Source organism: Kitasatospora sp. NPDC023120 (genome assembly GCF_055560835.1).
This window is the reverse complement of the sequence record NZ_JBVHHY010000001.1, coordinates 87424-104248: the sequence shown is the minus strand read 5'-3', so window position 1 is coordinate 104248 and position 16825 is coordinate 87424. Positions and strand designations below refer to the sequence as shown.

Annotated in this window: 15 protein-coding genes; 5 read left to right on the top strand and 10 right to left on the bottom strand. The window is 74.7% G+C overall.

Annotated features, from left to right (window positions below):
- Nucleotides 1-24: 24 nt before the first annotated feature.
- The 3 genes from sigJ to ACZ3TI_RS00530 are packed head-to-tail and all read right to left on the bottom strand — an operon-like array spanning nucleotide 25 to nucleotide 4376.
- On the bottom strand, nucleotides 25-978 hold the full coding sequence (gene sigJ / locus ACZ3TI_RS00540) for an RNA polymerase sigma factor SigJ (RefSeq protein WP_465721804.1): 954 nt from the start codon (nucleotides 976-978) through the stop codon (nucleotides 25-27).
- A gap of 33 nt (nucleotides 979-1011) precedes the next feature.
- Nucleotides 1012-1212 carry a hypothetical protein gene (locus ACZ3TI_RS00535; protein WP_465721802.1) on the bottom strand — a complete coding sequence of 67 codons (201 nt, stop codon included), beginning with the start codon at nucleotides 1210-1212 and terminating at the stop codon, nucleotides 1012-1014.
- The gene (locus ACZ3TI_RS00530; RefSeq protein WP_465721800.1) at nucleotides 1209-4376 is read right to left on the bottom strand and encodes a DEAD/DEAH box helicase; all 3168 of its coding nucleotides are present in this window, start codon (nucleotides 4374-4376) and stop codon (nucleotides 1209-1211) included. Before ACZ3TI_RS00530 ends, ACZ3TI_RS00535 begins: the two co-directional genes overlap by 4 nt.
- 262 nt (nucleotides 4377-4638) lie before the next feature.
- On the opposite strand from ACZ3TI_RS00530, the gene ACZ3TI_RS00525 reads away from it, so the two are divergent.
- A complete protein-coding gene (locus ACZ3TI_RS00525; RefSeq protein WP_465721798.1) occupies nucleotides 4639-5250 on the top strand; it encodes a YceI family protein in 612 nt (203 codons plus the stop codon).
- 118 nt (nucleotides 5251-5368) lie between these two features.
- Here the strand turns inward: ACZ3TI_RS00525 and ACZ3TI_RS00520 are convergent, their stop codons facing one another.
- Nucleotides 5369-6349: a LysR family transcriptional regulator gene (locus ACZ3TI_RS00520; protein WP_465721796.1), complete on the bottom strand. Its 981-nt coding sequence runs from the start codon at nucleotides 6347-6349 to the stop codon at nucleotides 5369-5371.
- 150 nt (nucleotides 6350-6499) lie between these two features.
- Here ACZ3TI_RS00520 and ACZ3TI_RS00515 point away from each other — a divergent pair, with 150 nt between their 5' ends.
- Entirely contained in the window at nucleotides 6500-7807 is a 1308-nt protein-coding gene (locus ACZ3TI_RS00515) for an MFS transporter (protein WP_465721793.1), read from the top strand.
- A gap of 9 nt (nucleotides 7808-7816) precedes the next feature.
- Nucleotides 7817-8296: a macro domain-containing protein gene (locus ACZ3TI_RS00510; protein WP_465721791.1), complete on the top strand. Its 480-nt coding sequence runs from the start codon at nucleotides 7817-7819 to the stop codon at nucleotides 8294-8296.
- Between the two features lie 35 nt (nucleotides 8297-8331).
- Here the strand turns inward: ACZ3TI_RS00510 and ACZ3TI_RS00505 are convergent, their stop codons facing one another.
- Entirely contained in the window at nucleotides 8332-8871 is a 540-nt protein-coding gene (locus ACZ3TI_RS00505) for a GNAT family N-acetyltransferase (RefSeq protein ID WP_465721789.1), read from the bottom strand.
- 183 nt (nucleotides 8872-9054) lie between these two features.
- Here ACZ3TI_RS00505 and ACZ3TI_RS00500 point away from each other — a divergent pair, with 183 nt between their 5' ends.
- Nucleotides 9055-9855, top strand: a complete 801-nt coding sequence (locus ACZ3TI_RS00500; RefSeq protein WP_465721787.1) for a TetR/AcrR family transcriptional regulator — start codon at nucleotides 9055-9057, stop codon at nucleotides 9853-9855.
- Between the two features lie 96 nt (nucleotides 9856-9951).
- Here the strand turns inward: ACZ3TI_RS00500 and ACZ3TI_RS00495 are convergent, their stop codons facing one another.
- Together ACZ3TI_RS00495 and ACZ3TI_RS00490 are read right to left on the bottom strand one after the other, a co-directional pair.
- The gene (locus ACZ3TI_RS00495) at nucleotides 9952-11232 is read right to left on the bottom strand and encodes a GNAT family N-acetyltransferase (protein ID WP_465721784.1); all 1281 of its coding nucleotides are present in this window, start codon (nucleotides 11230-11232) and stop codon (nucleotides 9952-9954) included.
- A gap of 40 nt (nucleotides 11233-11272) precedes the next feature.
- Complete coding sequence (locus tag ACZ3TI_RS00490; RefSeq protein WP_465721783.1) at nucleotides 11273-11794, bottom strand: GNAT family N-acetyltransferase; 522 nt, start codon at nucleotides 11792-11794, stop codon at nucleotides 11273-11275.
- 174 nt (nucleotides 11795-11968) lie between these two features.
- On the opposite strand from ACZ3TI_RS00490, the gene ACZ3TI_RS00485 reads away from it, so the two are divergent.
- Nucleotides 11969-12304 carry a hypothetical protein gene (locus ACZ3TI_RS00485; RefSeq protein WP_465721781.1) on the top strand — a complete coding sequence of 112 codons (336 nt, stop codon included), beginning with the start codon at nucleotides 11969-11971 and terminating at the stop codon, nucleotides 12302-12304.
- Here ACZ3TI_RS00485 and ACZ3TI_RS00480 read toward each other — a convergent pair.
- From ACZ3TI_RS00480 to ACZ3TI_RS00470, 3 genes are all read right to left on the bottom strand, one after another.
- Nucleotides 12289-13575 (bottom strand): C40 family peptidase, encoded by a 1287-nt coding sequence (locus ACZ3TI_RS00480; protein ID WP_465721779.1) that lies wholly within the window; start codon nucleotides 13573-13575, stop codon nucleotides 12289-12291. The two genes, ACZ3TI_RS00485 and ACZ3TI_RS00480, sit on opposite strands and share 16 nt — an antisense overlap.
- A 240-nt stretch (nucleotides 13576-13815) precedes the next feature.
- Complete coding sequence (locus tag ACZ3TI_RS00475; protein WP_465721777.1) at nucleotides 13816-14892, bottom strand: hypothetical protein; 1077 nt, start codon at nucleotides 14890-14892, stop codon at nucleotides 13816-13818.
- Between the two features lie 88 nt (nucleotides 14893-14980).
- Entirely contained in the window at nucleotides 14981-16768 is a 1788-nt protein-coding gene (locus ACZ3TI_RS00470; protein ID WP_465721775.1) for a threonine/serine exporter family protein, read from the bottom strand.
- Between the last annotated feature and the right edge of the window lie 57 nt (nucleotides 16769-16825).

Genomic DNA, 16825 nt, shown 5'->3' with positions numbered 1-16825 from the left:
CTGCGGGCTCGACCTGGTCGAGGGTCAAGCCCTGTCGGACACGCCCTGGGACCCGGCACCGGGGTCGGGGGCGAGGTGGGCGAGCTTCTGCGGGTTGCGGACGGCGCGGATCGCGGAGATCAGGAGCGTGCCGTCCGGCCCCTCGACGAAGTCGAGCACCGAGACGGAGTCGACCGCGCCGTCCACGGTGACCAGCAGGCCGGGCTCGCCGTTGACCAGGACCGGGTGGGCGGCGGCGCCCTCACCCAGCTGCCGCAGCACGCCGAGGGTGAAGCGGGCCACGTTCTCGGCGCCGGTGACCGGCCGCAGCGCGGCGCGGATCACCCCGCCGCCGTCGCTCCAGGTGGCGACGTCGGGGGCGAGCAGTTCGAGCATCCGGTTGAGGTCCCCGCCGACGCTGGCCGCGAGGAACTCGTCGGTGGCGCGGCGGCGCAGCTCAGGCGGGGCGTCGTAGCGGGGCCGGCGGGCGCGGACGTGCGCCCGGGCCCGGCTGCCGACCTGGCGGCAGGCGGCCTCGGTGCGGTCCAGGGCCTCGGCGATCTCCAGGTAGGAGAAGCCGAAGGCCTCCTTGAGCACGAACACCGCCCGCTCCAGCGGGGACAGGCTCTCCAGCACCACCAGCAGGGCGAGCGAGACGGTCTCGGCGCGTTCGACGCCGTCGGTCGCGTCCGGCTCGGTGACCAGCGGCTCGGGCAGCCACGGGCCGACGTAGGACTCGCGGCGGACGACGGCGGAGCCCAGCCGGTTGAGCGCGAGGTTGGTGACCGTACGGGCGAGGAAGCCGCCGGGGCTGGCGACCGGGCCGGTGACCTGGCTCCAGCGCAGCCAGGTGTCCTGGACCAGGTCCTCGGCGTCGGCGACGCTGCCGAGCATCCGGTAGGCGATGCCGAAGACCATCCGCCGGTGCTGCTCGAAGTCGACCAGCCGGGTGTCGGCCGGTCGGTCGCCGGTGGCCCGGGTGTCGTGGGTGTCGGTCACCCTCGGGACGTTACCGCACGGTAGGGCGGGCCCTCAGTCGCGGAAGGCCTCGTACGCGGGGGCGAGCAGGGCGGCGAGGTCGCGGCCGTGGACGGTGATGCCGGAGCTGCCGAGGCGGCGCAGCGAGGGCTCGTCCGGCTCGTCGGGGTCCTGCCCGGGCGGGGTAGGGCGCAGGGTGAAGTCGCCGCGCCAGTAGGCGGCGACGTTGACCATCGGGGCCGGCTGGTCGCTCATGCATCCTCCTCGGCGACGGCGTCCTCCCGGGTGAGCGCGACCAGTTCGCGCAGGGCGTCGAGCGGCAGGTCGGTGAGCCAGTGCTCCCCCTCCCCCACCACCGTCTCGGCCAACGAGCGCTTGGCGGCGAGGAGTTCGTCGATCCGCTCCTCGACGGTACCCACGCAGGCCAGCCGCCGGACCTGGACGTCCCGGCGCTGGCCGATCCGGAAGGCGCGGTCGGTGGCCTGCTCCTCGACCGCCGGGTTCCACCAGCGGTCCAGGTGGATCACCTGGTTGGCGGCGGTCAGGTTGAGGCCGGTGCCGCCGGCCCGCAGGGAGAGCAGGAACACCCGTGGCCCGTCCGGGGATTGGAAGCGCTCGACCAGCTCCTCGCGGCGCGCCCGGGACAGTCCGCCGTGCAGGTAGAGCACCTCCTCGCCGAGTCGGCGCTCCAGGTACGGGCGGAGCATCGCGCCGAACTCGGCGTACTGGGTGAAGACCAGCGTCCGGTCGCCCTCGGCCAGCGCCTCCTCCAACAGCTCGGCGAGCCGGGCGACCTTTCCCGAGCGCTCGCCCAACGCCGATCCGTCGTGCAGCAGTTGGGCCGGGTGGTTGCAGACCTGCTTGAGCTTGCCGATCGCCGCCAGCACCGTGCCGCGCCGCTCCACGCCCCGGATCCCGTCGACCCGCCGCAGCAGGTCGGCGACCACCGCCTGGTAGAGGCCCGCCTGTTCGGCGGTGAGGTTGCACCAGACGGTCATCTCCTGCTTGGCGGGCAGCTCGGCCGCCACCACCGGATCGGACTTGAGCCGACGCAGCACGAACGGGGCGGTGCGGCGGCGGAGTTCGGCGGTGCGCTCGGGGCTGCGGTGCAGCTCGACCGGGATCGCGTAGCGCTCCTTGAAGCGCTCGGCCGGGCCGAGCAGGCCGGGGTTGGCGAAGTCCAGCACGGCGTGCAGTTCGGCGAGCCGGTTCTCCACCGGGGTGCCGGTCAGCGCGATCCGGTGGCGGGTGACGGGCAGGGCGCGGATCGCCCGGGACTGCGCGGTGCCGGCGTTCTTGATGTGCTGGGCTTCGTCGGCGACCACCCGGCGCCAGCGGATCGCGCGCAGGGCGGCGAGGTCGCGCTGGACCAGCCCGTAGGTGGTGATGACGAGGTCCGCGCCCCGGACGGCTTCGGCGAGTCGGTCGGCGCCTAGGCGGCCGGAGCCGTGGTGGACGTACCGCCGCAGGGCGGGGGCGAAGCGCTCGGCCTCGCGCTGCCAGTTGCCGACCAGGGACATCGGGCAGACCAGCAGGGTCGGGCCGGTGCTCTCCGCCTCTCCCGGGCCGGCCTGTTCGGCGTTCTCGGCGGCCAGCAGGGCGAGGGTCTGGACGGTCTTGCCGAGGCCCATGTCGTCGGCCAGGACGGCGCCGAGGCCGAGCCGGGACATCGTCCGCAGCCAGGCCAGTCCGCGCTCCTGGTACGGGCGCAGCACGGCCCGGAAGTCCGGCGGCAGCACCGGGGCGGCGTCGGATGCAGGGCCGTCGGGGGCGGTGGTGCGCCCGGCGAGCAGGTCGCCGAGCGGGCCGTCCACCCGGACGGAGGTGACGGGCAGCCCGGCGACCGAGGCCTGCGGGTCGAGGGCGAGCCGCAGCAGGTCGGCGGCGGCCAGCACGCCCTCGCGCCGGTCGGCGAGGAAGGCGAGCGCGGCGGCGATCTGCGCCGGATCGGCCTCCAGCCAGGTGCCGCGCACCCGGACCAAGCCCTCTTTGGCGGCGGCGAGTTCGGCCAGCTCCTGCTCGGTGAGCGGGGTGCCGTCCGGGCCGAGGGCGGCCTGCCAGCGGAAGGCGACCACGGCGTCCCGGTCCACCTGGCTGGTGACGGCGAGCGTGCCGGGCGCGGGCGGGGTGGTGGCGCGCAGGGCGAGCCCGAGCCGGGGGCGGCGGCGCCACCAGGCGGGCAGCAGGACGCCGAAGCCGCCCTCGGCGAGCGCGGGCGCGGCGGTGCGCAGGAAGTCCAGCGCGCCCGCCCGGTCGAGCGGCAGGACGGACGGACGGGCGCGGTGACGCAGTCCGTCCAGGGCGGGCCAGCGGTGGGCGGCGCGGGCGAGTTCGGTGACCAGGACGTCGGTCGGGTCGGCGGCCTTGCGGGCGAGGGCGGCGTGCGCGGCACCGCCCTCGTGCAGGTCGGCGGCGCGGATCAGCAGGGACGGCTCGTCCACGGCCTGGAGCAGGAACTCCAGCTGCCAGGCGTCGTCGGAGGGGCTGCCCTCGGGGTCGTCGGGGTCGGGACCGAGCGGCTCGACCAGACGGAAGCAGAGCCGCAGCGCGGGGTCGGTGGGTTCGGACGCGGCGTACCAGGCGGCGACCCGGCGGCGCAGCTCGACGAAGTCCTCGGGCGGGACGTCGCCGAGGCGGCCGTCAGGGGTGGTGAGGGCGTGCAGCCACTGCTCGGCAGCGGACCGCCCGGGCGCCGGGAAGAGGGTGTCGGGCAGGGCCGCCCGGGCCTCGGCGTCCACCAGCGCGCCCAGTGCGGCGCCCAGCAGCGCCTCCCCACTGTCGGCGCCGTGCGGCCACTCCCCCAGCAGGACGGGCGGGCAGCCCGCCGCCAGTGCGGCGGCCTCGCGGCGCCCGGCCGGGGTGGGGTCCGGCTGCCAGCGGGCCTGCGGGCGGCCGTCGGCCGGTACGGGCAGTGGCAGCACCCGACCCCGGCCGACCGTTCGCCAGGCGAGGTCGTGCACCCCGGTGAGCCAGCGCAGCGAGGCGCCGTGGACGACCTCGACGCGCCCGGTGCCGGGCAGGTCGGCGCCGGTGACGGCCCAGTGCGGGTCGAAGACCTCGCCGAGCAGCTGGGCGGCGGCCGGGGCGTCGAAGAGCAGGGCCGGCACCCGCCAGGGGGTAAGCACCGCGCCGCCGCGCGGCGGGGTGACCGGCAGGTCGGGCGAAGGTGCGGGGGCGGCGCCGACGGTGGGCAGCAGCAGGGTGGCCCAGCGCTCGGGGGCCTGCCCGGCGAGCCAGCCGAGGCCCGGGCCGATGCCGCCGAGCAGGGCGGCGAGCTCGCCGGCCGGGCAGGCGTAGGGGTGGGCACGCGGGGCGGGTCGCCCGGGCTGCGGCTCGGCGGCGCCAGGGTGGGCGCGGGCGTCCTCGGCCCAGAGCGCCAGCTGCCCGTCCGTCCGCCAGAGCGCGTGCAGGACGAACATCGGGGGCCTTCCGGGCGGGTGGGAACCGTCCTTCGCAGCCTAGCCGGGAGGACTGACAGCGGCGGTCGGGCCGGATTCCGAGCCGACCGGGCCGGGTTGCGGGGCGGTCGGGCCGGATTCCGACCAGGCCGGGTTGTGGGCCGATCGGGCGAATCGAGCGGAAGCCCACGAAAGGCATGGTTGAAATTTGAACGACAGCGGCGTACGGTGGAGCCTGAGAAGTTGAAGCCTAAACAAACGGCTTCGAACCCGAGGAGAAGCCATGGGCCTGTTCAACCGCACCAAGACCACCGCCGCCGCGCCCGTCGCCGTCCAGACCCCGGCCGGCCCGGACCTGTCGCACCTGACCGGCGACTGGACGATCGACGCCATGCACAGCGAGATCGGGTTCTCGGTCCGCCACGCGATGGTCACCAACGTCAAGGGCCGCTTCACCGAGTACGACGGCAAGCTGCACCTGGACGGCGCGACGCCGCACAACTCCTCGGCCGACCTGGTGATCAAGGTCGCCAGCATCGACACCAACCAGGCCCAGCGCGACGAGCACCTGCGCACCGGCGACTTCTTCGCCGCGGAGACCTTCCCGGAGATCCGCTTCCGCAGCACCTCCACCGAGCGGCTCGGCGAGGACACCTACCGGATGACCGGCGAGCTGACCATCAAGGACGCCACCCGCCCGGCGGTCCTGGACCTCGAGTACACCGGCAGCGCCACCGACGCCTACGGCGCCGAGCGGGTCGGCTTCGAGGGCAGGACGGTCGTGGACCGCACCGAGTTCGGGCTGACCTACAACGCCGCCCTGGAGACCGGCGGCGTGCTGATCGGCGAGAAGGTCAAGCTCAGCTTCGACATCTCCGCCGTCAAGGCCGCCTGACCCGGGCACTCCCCGAGGCGGGCCCGCACCCGCCCCCACGAGCACCGCCCCTGCCCATCCCCCCTGGGCAGGGGCGGCTTCGTCCCACCCGCCCCGGTCCGACCGCCCGGCCGGTCCCTCATCCGGTGGGGAGCAGCGCCGCGTCGGCCTCCGGCAGCCAGCTGCCCGGCGGGCGGCGCAGCCAGCCCTCGGCCGCGCCGAGTCCGCGCGCCGCGTCGGCCAGCGCCCGCAGTCCGGGATGGCTCTCGCCGGGCCGGTGCACCAGGCTGACCAGGCTCAGCGGCACCGGGTCCACCAGTGGCACGTTCACCGTCCCGGGGATCCTCGGCCCGCCGACCGTGGTCAGCATCGGATCGCCGTGCCGGGCGAGGTAGCGGGCGGTCTCGTCCACGCCCACCGGCGGCACGTACGGGTCGGCCGCGGTCAGGCCGTGCCCGCGCAGCAGCCGGGTGCCGAGGTCGGCCCACTCCGTGGTGGCCGGGTTGCCCGCGCAGATGTCGACGGGGTGCCCGGCCAGCTCGGCCAGGCGCAGCGCCGGGCGGCCGGCCAGTGGGTGGGTGTCCGCCATCATCACCGAGATCCGCTCCAACCGGACCGGCAGCTGGACGAGTTGGCCGCGCACCGGGGCGGGCAGTCCGGCGAAGCGGCCGAACGAGGCGTCCAGCCGGTGGGCCAGCAGCTCGGCGGCGGCCGCGGCCAGGCCGCCGTGGAAGCGGGCCAGCAGCTCGCCCTCGGGCCAGGCGGCGCGGGCCCGTTCGAGCACCCGGTCGCCGGTGAGGTCCGGGCCGGTGACGTCGCTGTTGAGGTCGAGCAGCAACGGCCGGGCGGAGGCGCCCGATCCGGCCTCGGCGAGGATCTCGTCGTGCAGGGCGAGGAGTCGGCGGACCCCGGGCAGCATCCGCTGCCCGGCCGGGGTGAGTTCGACGCTGCGGGTGGTACGGGTGAACAGCGCCTCGCCGAGCACCCCCTCCAGGGTCCGGATGTCCCGGCTGAGCGCCTGCTGGGCGATGTGCAGCCGCTCGGCGGCCCGGCCGAAGTGCAGGGTCTCGGCGGTCGCGACGAAGCCGCGGAGCAGGCGGGGGTGCAGGTCACGGGGCATGGGCGGCAGATTAACAACGCGGATTGACAACAGTGTGTTGTCAATCCGGCGGAACAGGTGTTGGACGGCGGCCCGCCACCGCGGCGAGGCTAGGGGACGTCCCGCTCTTTCCTGCCGGGACGTCCCCCTTCTTCCTGCTCAGGAGCCCGCTTGCCCTCGCGCGCCTTCCTCGCCTCCTACCGGCGGCTGTTCAGCGCCCCCGGCGCCGTCGCCTTCACCCTGGCCGGGCTGCTCGGCCGGCTCGCGCTGTCGATGACGGGCGTCTCGCTGGTGGTGCTGCTCTCCGAGCGGCGCGGCTCGTACGGGCTGGCCGGGACGGTCTCGGCGGCCGGGCTGGTCACCGGCGCGATCGGGATGCCGCTGGTCGGACGGCTGGTGGACCGGTACGGGCAGGCACGGGTGACGGTGCCGGCCGCGCTGTACAACGTCGTCCCGCTCACCGGGCTGCTGCTCTGCGTCCGCTTCGGCGCGCCGGACTGGACGCTGTACCTCTGCTCCGCGGCCTGCTCCGCCGCACCCAACCTCGGCGGCATGGCGCGCTCCCGCTGGGCGCACCTGTACCGGGACGACCCGGCCGCCCGGCACCTGGCCAACTCCTTCGAGCAGGCGCTGGACGAGCTCTGCTTCATGACCGCGCCGGTGCTCGCGATGCTGCTCTGCACGACGCTCGCCCCGGAGGCCGGACTGATCACCGCGGGCACGCTCGGCACCACCGGCGCCCTGCTGTTCGCCGCCCAGCGGCGCACCGAACCGCCGCTGTCGGCGGCCCCGGCAGCGGCGGCGACAGCGGCCACGGGCCGGACGCACGGCTCGCCGCTGCGGGTGCCCGGGCTGCGGGTGCTGGTGCTGACCTTCCTGGCGACCGGCGTGGTCTTCGGCTCGACCGAGATCACCACCGTGGCGTACGCCGACGCGCTCGGGCACAAGGCGGCGGCCGGCGCACTGCTGGGCCTGGTCGCGGCCGGATCCTGCGTGGCGGGGCTGCTGTTCGGGCTGCTGACGCCGCGCCGGGCACCGGGCGCGCGGTTCCTGATCGGGGCGTCGGCGATGGCCGGGGTGCTGCTGCTGCCGCTCGCCGCCGGGCTGGGCGGGGCCGGTCTCTGGGTGCTCGGCGCGGTGCTCTTCACGGCCGGGACCGCCACCGCACCGACCATGGTGACCGGGATGACGCTGGTCCAGGAACTGCTGCCGCAGCGGCAGTTCAACGAGGGGATGGCGATGGCGGTGTCCGGCATCGTGGTCGGCATCTCGGCCGGGGCGGCGCTCGCCGGGACGGTCGCCGAGCACACCGCGCCCGGCACCGGCTACGCCCTGCCGGCCTCGGCCGCCGCGCTCGCGCTGCTGATCGCGCTGGCCGGGCGGCGGCACCTGCGGGCGCCGAAGCGGTCCGCGGTGGACCCGTCCGCGGTGGAGGCGGCGGCCGAAAATTCCGAGCGGGTTGTCAGTGCCTCCGTCTAACTTCGAGTCATGGCGGAAATCACCTACGTCCGAGGCGATGCCACCACGCCCCTCGGCAAGGGCGTGAAGGTGATCGCGCACGTCTGCAACGACCTCGGCGGCTGGGGCAAGGGCTTCGTGCTCGCGCTCTCCAGACGCTGGCCCGAGCCCGAGGCCGCGTACCGACGCTGGCACCGGGAGCGGGCGAAGAACGACTTCGGGCTCGGCGCACTGCAGTTGGTGCAGGTCGAGCCGTACGTCTGGGTGGCCAACCTGGTCGGCCAGCGCGGCATCCGGACGGGGCGCTCCTCCGGGGTGCCGGTCCGGTACGAGGCGATCGACGCCGGGCTGGCCGCGCTGGGCGACCGCGTGCTCGACCTCGGCGCCTCCGTCCACATGCCGCGGATCGGCTGCGGACTCGCGGGCGGGCGCTGGCAGAAGGTCGAGCCGCTGGTCACCGCCCGGCTGACGGCGCGCGGCGTGCCGGTGACCGTCTACGACATCGACTGACCCACGACTCCGACCGACCCACGACCCCGACCGATCTACGACTCCGACCGACCCGGCCACGCGTACACGTACTCGGGCAGCAGGAACCCGCCCGGGAAGACGCCCTCCTGCGCCCGGACCCGCACGGCGCCCTCGCGCTCGTAGAAGGCGACCGCGCGGGTGTTGTCGCGCAGCACCTCCAGGAAGAGCTCGGCCCCGGGGTGCCGCTCGGCGACGAAGGCGCGGGCCTCGGCCAGCAGCGCGCGGCCGATGCCGCCGCCGGTCAGGCCGGGGCGCACGTGCAGGTTGTCGATCAGCACCCGGCCGTCCGGCTGCGGGACGAGGTAGACGAACCCGGCCGTCTCCCCGTCCTGTTCGGCGACCAGCAGCTCGGGCGTGTTCTCCGGCTCGCCGTAGTCCGCGTCCAGGCGGATCTCCCACAGTTCACGCCGCTGAGCGGCCATCCCGTCGCCGAGCCCCTCCTCCGGGACGATCCCCCGGTAGGTGGTGCGCCAGCTGAGCGCGTGCAGCTCGGCAATGGACCCGGCGTCCCGCGCCCCGCCGCGCCGAATGACGACCCGCCCTGAACTGATCATGTGACCAGCCTCCCACAGAGATGGAGTTGAACATGTTCAACCGAAACGTCTACAGTTCTGCCGGGATTTTGAACGTGTTCGAATCACGGGGGGTGCGGTTCGTGGCACCGGGTGCGGAGGGGGCAGCCGGTGCCACGAACACCGACACCGGGTGGAACCTCGTCTCCGGCTAGGCTCATTCCCGTGGACGACCTTGCAGCGACGAACCGAACGGACGGCGAGCACGGTACGGCCGAGGATCCGGCCGCACCCGGCGCGGAGGCCGGGCCCCTGCCCGGCGGCCGTGCACAGCCGAAGACCGACAAGAGTGAGGCGACCCGGGCGCTGATCCTGGAGACGGCCATGCGGCTGTTCCAGGAACGGGGCTACGAGAAGACCACCATGCGCGCGATCGCCACCGAGGCGGGCGTCTCGGTGGGCAACGCCTACTACTACTTCTCGGCGAAGGAATTCCTGATCCAGGGGTTCTACGACCGGATGACCTACGACCACGCGGCCGACGCCAGGCGCCGCATGGCCCACACCCGGGACTTCTCCGAGCGGCTGGAGATCGCGCTGAACTCCTGGCTGGACACGGCCGCGCCGTACCACGAGTTCGCCGCGCAGTTCTTCCGGACGGCCGCCGACCCCACCAGTTCGCTGAGCCCGTTCTCCAACGAGTCCCACCCGGCCCGGGCGACGGCGGTCGAGCTGTTCCGCGAGGTCCTGCAGGGCTCCGAGCTGGCGCCCAAGCTGGACGCCGAACTGGTCGAGCTGCTGCCGGACGTGCTCTGGCTGAACCTCATGGTCGTCGTCCTCTACTGGGTCTTCGACCGGACCGAGGACACCGAACGCACCCGGGAGTTCGTCCGACGGTCGACCCCGATGGCGGCGCGGGTGATCAACCTCTCGCGTTACCGGGTCTTCCGCCCGATCGTCCGCGACGCCAAGGGCCTGATCCAGGACTTCATCCTGCCGACCATCGGCAAGACGGCGGTCAAGTAGCGCCCGGCGGAAGCGATTCGGACGTGCCGGAGGCCGGCCCCACCGCGGGGGCCGGCCTCCGGCACGTCCGTACGGATCCCCGCGGATCCGGCCGGTTCAGAACATGTCCGGGTTCCAGGCCTGCAGCGGGGTGCGCAGCAGCAGGTCCGCGGCGGCGGCCGCACCCGGGCGCAGCTCGGTGACCAGTCCGGCCGCGGCCAGCCTCGGGACCGTCTCCCCGCCGAGGTAGAGCGAGCCCAACTCCGAGGCCCCGAGGGCGAGGTCGGCGTCGTCCGTGGTGCGGACGCAGCGGCCGGTGCCGTCCGCGGCGACCTCGAGCGCCCAACGGCCGGACGCGAAGCCGAGCTTGTCGTCGACCTCCAGCACCACCCGGCCGGGGGCGCCGTACGTCCGAGCGCCGAACGCCGCCTCGACGTCCAGCACCCGCAGCCACATGAAGTCGGAGCTCTCCTCGTGCGGCGTGGCCGCACGGGGCTCCTGCAGCAGCAGCGGCAGCGGGTCGTCCGGGGAGGCGTTGCCCACCGCGATCCTCGCCACCCAGTCGACGGACAGCAGGAAGCGCCAGAGCTCGACCGTGGTGGGCAGGTCGAGGGCGGTGAACTCCTCGACGGTGAGCGTGCAGTCGGGGTAGTTGCCGTCCCACTTGTCGTCGACGCGGTAGACCACCAGACCGGTGACCGTGCCGTCGGCGTCGCGGTGGACGGCCGCGAAGGGCTCCTTGAAGTCGGAGCCCGGCATCTGGACCTCGCCGGTGGTGCGCTGCCACCACAGCTCGTCGCGGTCGATCGCGCCCGGCTGGGTCCGCCGCCAGCGCTCGTGCAGGGCGGGCCCGAGCTCGCGCACCTCGGCCATCGTCACGAAGTCGATCCGGCCGCCGGGCACGCCCGGCAGGCCCTCGCGCAGACCCCGGGTGCGACGCAGGTCGACGCGCCAGCCGGCGCCCCGGGTGGCCGGGCCGAAGCCGAACCGGCCGTAGATGTTGTACTCGGCGGCGATCAGGATGGCGACCGCCGTACCGCGCTCGACGGCGGCCGCGAGGTCCTGGCGCATCATCGTGCTGAGCACGCCCCGGCGGCGGTGGGTGGCGCCGACCGTGACATTGGTGATGGCGTCGGCCGTGATGACGGCCCCGCCGGGGACGGTCAGTTCGGCGTCGTAGCTGCGGAAGGTGGCGATCTGGCGGTCGCCGTCGAAGCCGGCCAGCATCCGGCCGGACTCCCACTGCCGGCGGCGCACGTCCTCCGCGGCGCCCACGTGCGGGCGCAGGAAGCCGAGGGCCAGGGCGCGGTCCCAGGCCGCCACCTCGTCCTCGGAGACCGCCCGCACTACGAGCCCGTTCACGGTGTCGACGGACGTGTGATCGCTACTGTTGCCCATGGGGCCACGGTACGGCGGCCCCCTGGCGGCGGCACCTGATTTATTCCGTGCCCGACCCGATGTGCTCGCCCGGCACCACCACCCAGTGGTTGGTGTGCAGGCTCCGGTCCGCGAAGTCCACGTCCCGCTCGCCGAGCAGGCGGAAGCCGAGTGCCCGGCAGATCCCGTTGGACGGGCCGTTGGTCGTCGCCGGGTTGGCGTGCACCTCGCCCCAGCGGCCGTCCGCGGCGGCGTCGTCCAGCACCAGGCGGACGGCCGCCTTGGCGAGGCCCAGCCCCTGGTACTCGGGCAGCACCATCCAGCCGATCTCGGAGACCGCCTCGCCGTCCTCCTCGGCCGACCAGAGGTTGACCGTGCCGGCGACCTCGCCGTCCTCGGTGCCGTCCGGGACGATCATCCTGATCCAGCAGCGGTCCGCCGCCGCCTCCACGACGTCCTTGCGCAGCCGCTCCTCCACCTTCTCCCGGGGCAGCGGACCGCCCAACTCGGCCATCATCACCGGGTCGCAGCGCATCCGGCGATACGCCTCGACATCCCCCGCCCGCACATCCCGCAGCCTCATGACGCCTCCTCGGCACGACCGGGCGACCGAACGGACCCGAGCCCGCGCGGCCCGGACCCGGACGGCCCGGGCCCGAACGGCCACGCTAGCGCCGGGCACCGACAGTGGCGCCCAGGTGGCCGGTCCTGCCATCCTCGTGCCGGTTCAGGTACGGACGATCTCCCCGGGGGAGCCATGGATGACGAATACCTCCGCAGGCTGAAGGAGTACGAGGGGCGGAGCAACACCGTGAAGGCCCTGGGCACGCTGACCGTGCTCGGCTGGATCTGGGCGGCCTGGCTGGTCCTCTCCCCGGTCGGCGGGGACTGCGGCTCGCCCGCCTTCTACGAGCCGCTCGGCTTCCACCTCCAGGAGGTCTGCGACTCCCAGGTGATCGGCCGGATCGGCGGGGCGGTCGCGGTCGCCGTCCTGACGCTCCCGCTCTGCGCCGCCTGGGTCTGGACCGGTACCGGGCTGCGCGCCCGCAGGGAGGAGCTGGGCGCCCTGCTCGGGACTCAGGGCCGGGCGTAGAAGTCCGGGGTCCCCATGATCCAGAGGCTGGCCTGCTTGATCGGCATGCCCGCGCGCGGGGCCTCGATCATCTGGTCGTCGCCGATGTAGAGCCCGACGTGGTGGATGTCGGCGGCGCGACCGGTCTCCGTCCAGAACACCAGGTCCCCCGGGCGCAGTTGGTGGTAGCCGATCCGGCTGCTCTGGGCGTACTGGTCGGCGGCGAAGTGGTTGAGCTGCCGGCCTCCCTCGCGCCAGGCCATCATGGTCAGCCCCGAGCAGTCGTAGCCGTCCGGGCCCTCGCCGCCCCAGACGTAGGGCAGGCCGATCTTGGACTTGGCGAAGGCGACGGCGGCGGCCGCGCCCTCGGCGGACCACGGGCGGGCCGACGGCGGCGCGGCGTCGGCCCTGGCGGCGGCTGCCGCGGCTTCGGCGGCCTCGGCCTCCCGGGCGGCCTGCTCGGCGGCGGCCCGGGCCGCCGCCTCGGCCTCGCGGGCGGCGATCGCCTCCAACGCCTCGCGGCGCAGGCGCTCCAGCCCGACGGTGGTGTTCCGGGCGGCGGCCAGCTCGGTGAGCAGCTGCTCGCGGCGCCGGCCGGCGGCCGCGACCTCGTCCTGCTGCGCGGCCAGCCGCCGCTCCGCCCGCGCCCTGGCCGCGCCGACCTCGACGGCGGCCTTCCCGGCGGCCTCGGTGGCGGCACGGGCGGCGGCGGAGGCGCTCCGGGCGGCGGCGGCCGTGGCGGTGGCGGCGTCCAGGATCTGCCGGGCGCGCCCGCTGACCTGGCCGACCGCGGCGGCGCGGTCGGCCGCCTCGCGCGGGCCGTGGGCGCCGAGCAGCGCGTTGAGCGCGGACAGTTCGGCGCCCGCGCCCTGACGGTACGTCTCGGCGGCGAACCGGGCCGCGTCCTCGGCGGCCGCCGACCGCTCGGCCTCGGCCTCGGCGGCCCGCTGCGCGGCGGCGCCCTCCTCGGCGCGGGCCCTGGTGAGGGCGAGCTGGGCACCGTTGTAGGCCTCGACGGCCTGTTCGGCACCGCGCCCGGCCCGGTCCAGCTCGGCCCGGGCGGCGGTGAGCGCGGCCTCCAGGGCGGCGACCGCGGAGGCCTTGTCCTCGGCCTCGGCACGGGCGCGGTCGATCTCCTCGGTGCTCGGGTACGGTTCCTCGCCCCGGGCCTGACCGGCCGCCGGTCCGCCGGGGACCGGATCGCCGGCGGCCCGGGCCGTCTGGGCCGCGGGGAGCAGCCCGAACAGGGCGGTGAGCGACAGCAGGAGGGTCGGCAGGAGCCTGCGCGCCACGGGACATCCCTTCTCACGGGTCCGGAGGGGACGGCGGCGGAGGGCACGCGGCACACGGGCAGACGGCGGCCGGGCGGCAGGGAATCCGACGAATCATCCCATCACATGACAGAACGGTCATATGACTCCCATGTTCTCAATTCGGACGGGCTTCACGCCCGAAGAGCGCTCCGCCGGTCGAGTGACCATCGGATGATCCGATCGGGACTCAACTCCGCCCGGACGCACAAGGCACACGAACTACCGGCGGATCCGGCGGGTGTGCGTCCGCAGCCGGGGGTGTCGCTCCGGGAGGCGCTCCAGCCCGGTCGGGCCGACGGCGTAGGTCCGGCTGCGCCCGGCCCGGACCGTGCGGCGACGCTGCTGCGCCCGGTGGGAGCGGCCCGGGCCGGCGGCGGCCCCGTACGCCGGGCCGTCGCCGGTCGGGGGCTTCGCCTCCCCGACGGCGGCCGCCGAGCGGCGGTCGGCCAGCCGGGCCCGGCGGCGGGCCAGCGCCCGGGCGGCGTGCGCGTCGAGGTGGGCGGTGGCCCGGGCGGCCATCCGCTCGGCCACCCGGTGGGCGGCGGGGTGGTTGGCGGGCACTTTGTCGGGGGCGCCGGCGATCAGGTCGAAGAACCAGGTGCGGGCCCGGTCGGCGCGCCGGTGCAGCAGGCGCTCGCGCCGCAGCGCACGCGCCCGGCGCCGGGGGCGCGTGCTGTACAGCCAGCGCGCCCAGGGGCTGCTCGAGCGGGCCAGCCGGATCGCGCCGATCCAGGACAGGCCGGGGACCATGATCCCGAGCAGGCCGGTCCACACCTTGCCCTTCAGCAGGGTGATCACCGAGGCCAGCGCGTTCACCGAGATCACCGTGACCAGGCCCCACCTGGTCTCCTCGCCGGGCACCACGCCGAGCGGCACGTACCCGACCAGCAGCAGGGCGGTGAAGAGGATCCCGAAGATCACCGCGTCCACCGACTTGCGGCCCTGCTCGCTCCAGTACACGTCGTCCAGGTGCAGGATCAGCGCGAACTCGTCCAGCACCAGGCCGCAGCCGATCCCGAAGAGCAGCCCGAACCAGTCGATCCACGGGTGCCCGCCGTAGGTGGCGAACACCCCGATGCCGCCGAGCAGCAGGAAGCCCAGGCCGAACACCATGTGGTGGATGTGCAGGCCGCCGGGGGTCACGTTGCCGGGCCACCAGCGCACCTGGGCGCGGATCATCCGGACGCTGAACCGGATGAAGACGAAGGAGGTGATGAAGCCGACCAGCAGCAGGAACAGCGGTTGCTTGTGCGCGTTGACGATGTGCTCGCGGTAGCCGTCCAGCAGTGTGGTCATGGGTCTTACCTTCGTTCCTGGTCCTGCGTCCTGCCTGCCCCGACATGGCCCGGGAGCCGACGGGGCTCCGACACGGGTCAACGCGCGGTCAGAACCCCCGGGTGCGCTTGGCCGCCCGGCGCGGCACCGCCGGGTAGAGCGACGGGAGCTCGGCGCCGACCGGCAGCTTCAGGAAGAGCCGGGCGATCTCCCCGCCGAGGTTCACCCCGACCGCCAGCGCCATCGCGATCGCCGCCGCCCGGAAGACCGACACCAGCCCGGCGCTGGAGTGCCCCTGGGCGAAGGCGAGCATGCCGAGGTAGAGCGCCGAACCCGGCATCAGCGGGCCGATCGCGGCGGTCACGTACGGCAGTGCCGAGCCGTTGCGGTAGCGCGCCATCAGCTGACCGAACAGGCCGACCAGGCCTGCCGCCACGCCCGTCGCCGCGATCGGGTTGACGCCCGCGTTGTAGACCAGCGCGCCGTAGCTGGCCCAGCCGATGCCGCTGTTGGCCGTGACCAGGGCGAGCGTGCGCCGGTCGGTCTGCAGCAGCATCGCGAAGGCCAGGGTCAGCAGCATCGCGGCGACCATCTGGACCGGCGGGGAGCTGACCCCGACCAGGCTCTCGTCCGGCCGCAGCTTCGCCTCGTAGCCGACGCCGAGGTAGAGGATCACCATGACGCCTATCACGATGCCCGCGACCAGGTAGATCACTTCCAGCAGTCGGGCCGCGGCGGTGATGTAGAAGCCGGTCAGGCCGTCCTGGACGGCGGCCACCAGCGCGCGCCCGGGCAAGAGGGCGAACAGACCGCCGGTGATCACGACCGAGCCGCGCAGGCCCCAGTCGTTGAAGGACAGGATGATCCCGGAGGCGGCGGCCGGCATCGCCGCCGCCACGAACTGGTAGAACTCCGGCAGCCGGCGCCGGGCCAGCGCGGAGGCCAGCCGGTCGCCGAGGACGGCCGCGATGAAGGCGCTGGCGAAGACCAGCCAGGCCTTGTCGTCGATCCGTCCGCCGACCAGGAAGGTCGCCGCGCCGGCCAGCAGACCGGTGGTCAGGGCGAGCAGCCAGGCCGGGTACGGGTGCCGGTTACGGCGGATCAGGGCGAGCCGGCGGTAGGCGTCGTTGATCGTCACCTTCTCCGCGGTGATGTCCGCGACCAGCTCGTACACCGCGTTCAGCCGGGTGTAGTCGGAGGTGCGGCGCCGCACCACGCGGTCGGCGGTGACCGGCGGCTCGACCAGCGAGGGCTGGTGCGAGATGCCGATCAGTGTGAAGGTCACCTGGGGCTCGCAGTGGTCCAGCCGGTAGGCGTGCGCGATGCCCAGCATCGCCGCCTCGACGTCCTCGGCGGCCTCGCCGCTGGCCAGCAGCAGCTCGCCGATGCGCAGGGTCAGGTCGAGGATGCGCGGGACGTTGCGGGCGGCACCGGCGGAGGGGTGCATCTCGCGGGCGGTCCGCTCGAAGGCCGGGCGCTCGGACATCGGGGTGCGCAGCAGCGTGCGCATCCGGTCCGGCCAGGGTGCCTCACCGGGGGCGCCGGCGGTCAGGTCGGGGATCGGGATGCCGGTGGGCGGGGTGTAGCCGGCCGCCCGCCACTCCTCGGGGGTGAGGGTGTCCTCGGCGACCGAGCGGCGGCGGGCCGGGCGGACGCTCCCGGGGGCCGTGTCCCGGGGGCTGGCGTCCCGGGGGCGCACCTCGATGGTGAGCTCGGGGTGCGGCTCAGGCGTCGGCTCGGGTCCGGGCGTCGGCTCTGGCCCGGGGAGCGGCTCGGGCGCCAGCAGGCCCTTGGTCTCCGGGACCGGCGGCGCGAGCGGGACCACGATGGTGGGCTCGACGGGCGGGGCGGGGTGGCCGAGCAGGCCCTCGGTGGGCGGGGCCTCGGCGGGGTGCACCGGCTTCGGGGGTGCCTGCCGCGTCTGACGGACCGCCCGGCCTCCCCTCGCCCGCTT

Bases quoted from the DNA above. Each gene is read 5' to 3' on its own strand.
- ACZ3TI_RS00495 (WP_465721784.1), bottom strand. From the start codon at position 11,232: ATGGGCAACAGTAGCGATCACACGTCCGTCGACACCGTGAACGGGCTC.
- ACZ3TI_RS00535 (WP_465721802.1), bottom strand. From the start codon at position 1,212: ATGAGCGACCAGCCGGCCCCGATGGTCAACGTCGCCGCCTACTGGCGC.
- ACZ3TI_RS00505 (WP_465721789.1), bottom strand. From the start codon at position 8,871: ATGATCAGTTCAGGGCGGGTCGTCATTCGGCGCGGCGGGGCGCGGGAC.
- ACZ3TI_RS00485 (WP_465721781.1), top strand. From the start codon at position 11,969: ATGGATGACGAATACCTCCGCAGGCTGAAGGAGTACGAGGGGCGGAGC.
- ACZ3TI_RS00525 (WP_465721798.1), top strand. From the start codon at position 4,639: ATGGGCCTGTTCAACCGCACCAAGACCACCGCCGCCGCGCCCGTCGCC.
- ACZ3TI_RS00475 (WP_465721777.1), bottom strand. From the start codon at position 14,892: ATGACCACACTGCTGGACGGCTACCGCGAGCACATCGTCAACGCGCAC.
- ACZ3TI_RS00510 (WP_465721791.1), top strand. From the start codon at position 7,817: ATGGCGGAAATCACCTACGTCCGAGGCGATGCCACCACGCCCCTCGGC.
- ACZ3TI_RS00490 (WP_465721783.1), bottom strand. From the start codon at position 11,794: ATGAGGCTGCGGGATGTGCGGGCGGGGGATGTCGAGGCGTATCGCCGG.
- ACZ3TI_RS00520 (WP_465721796.1), bottom strand. From the start codon at position 6,349: ATGCCCCGTGACCTGCACCCCCGCCTGCTCCGCGGCTTCGTCGCGACC.
- ACZ3TI_RS00530 (WP_465721800.1), bottom strand. From the start codon at position 4,376: ATGTTCGTCCTGCACGCGCTCTGGCGGACGGACGGGCAGCTGGCGCTC.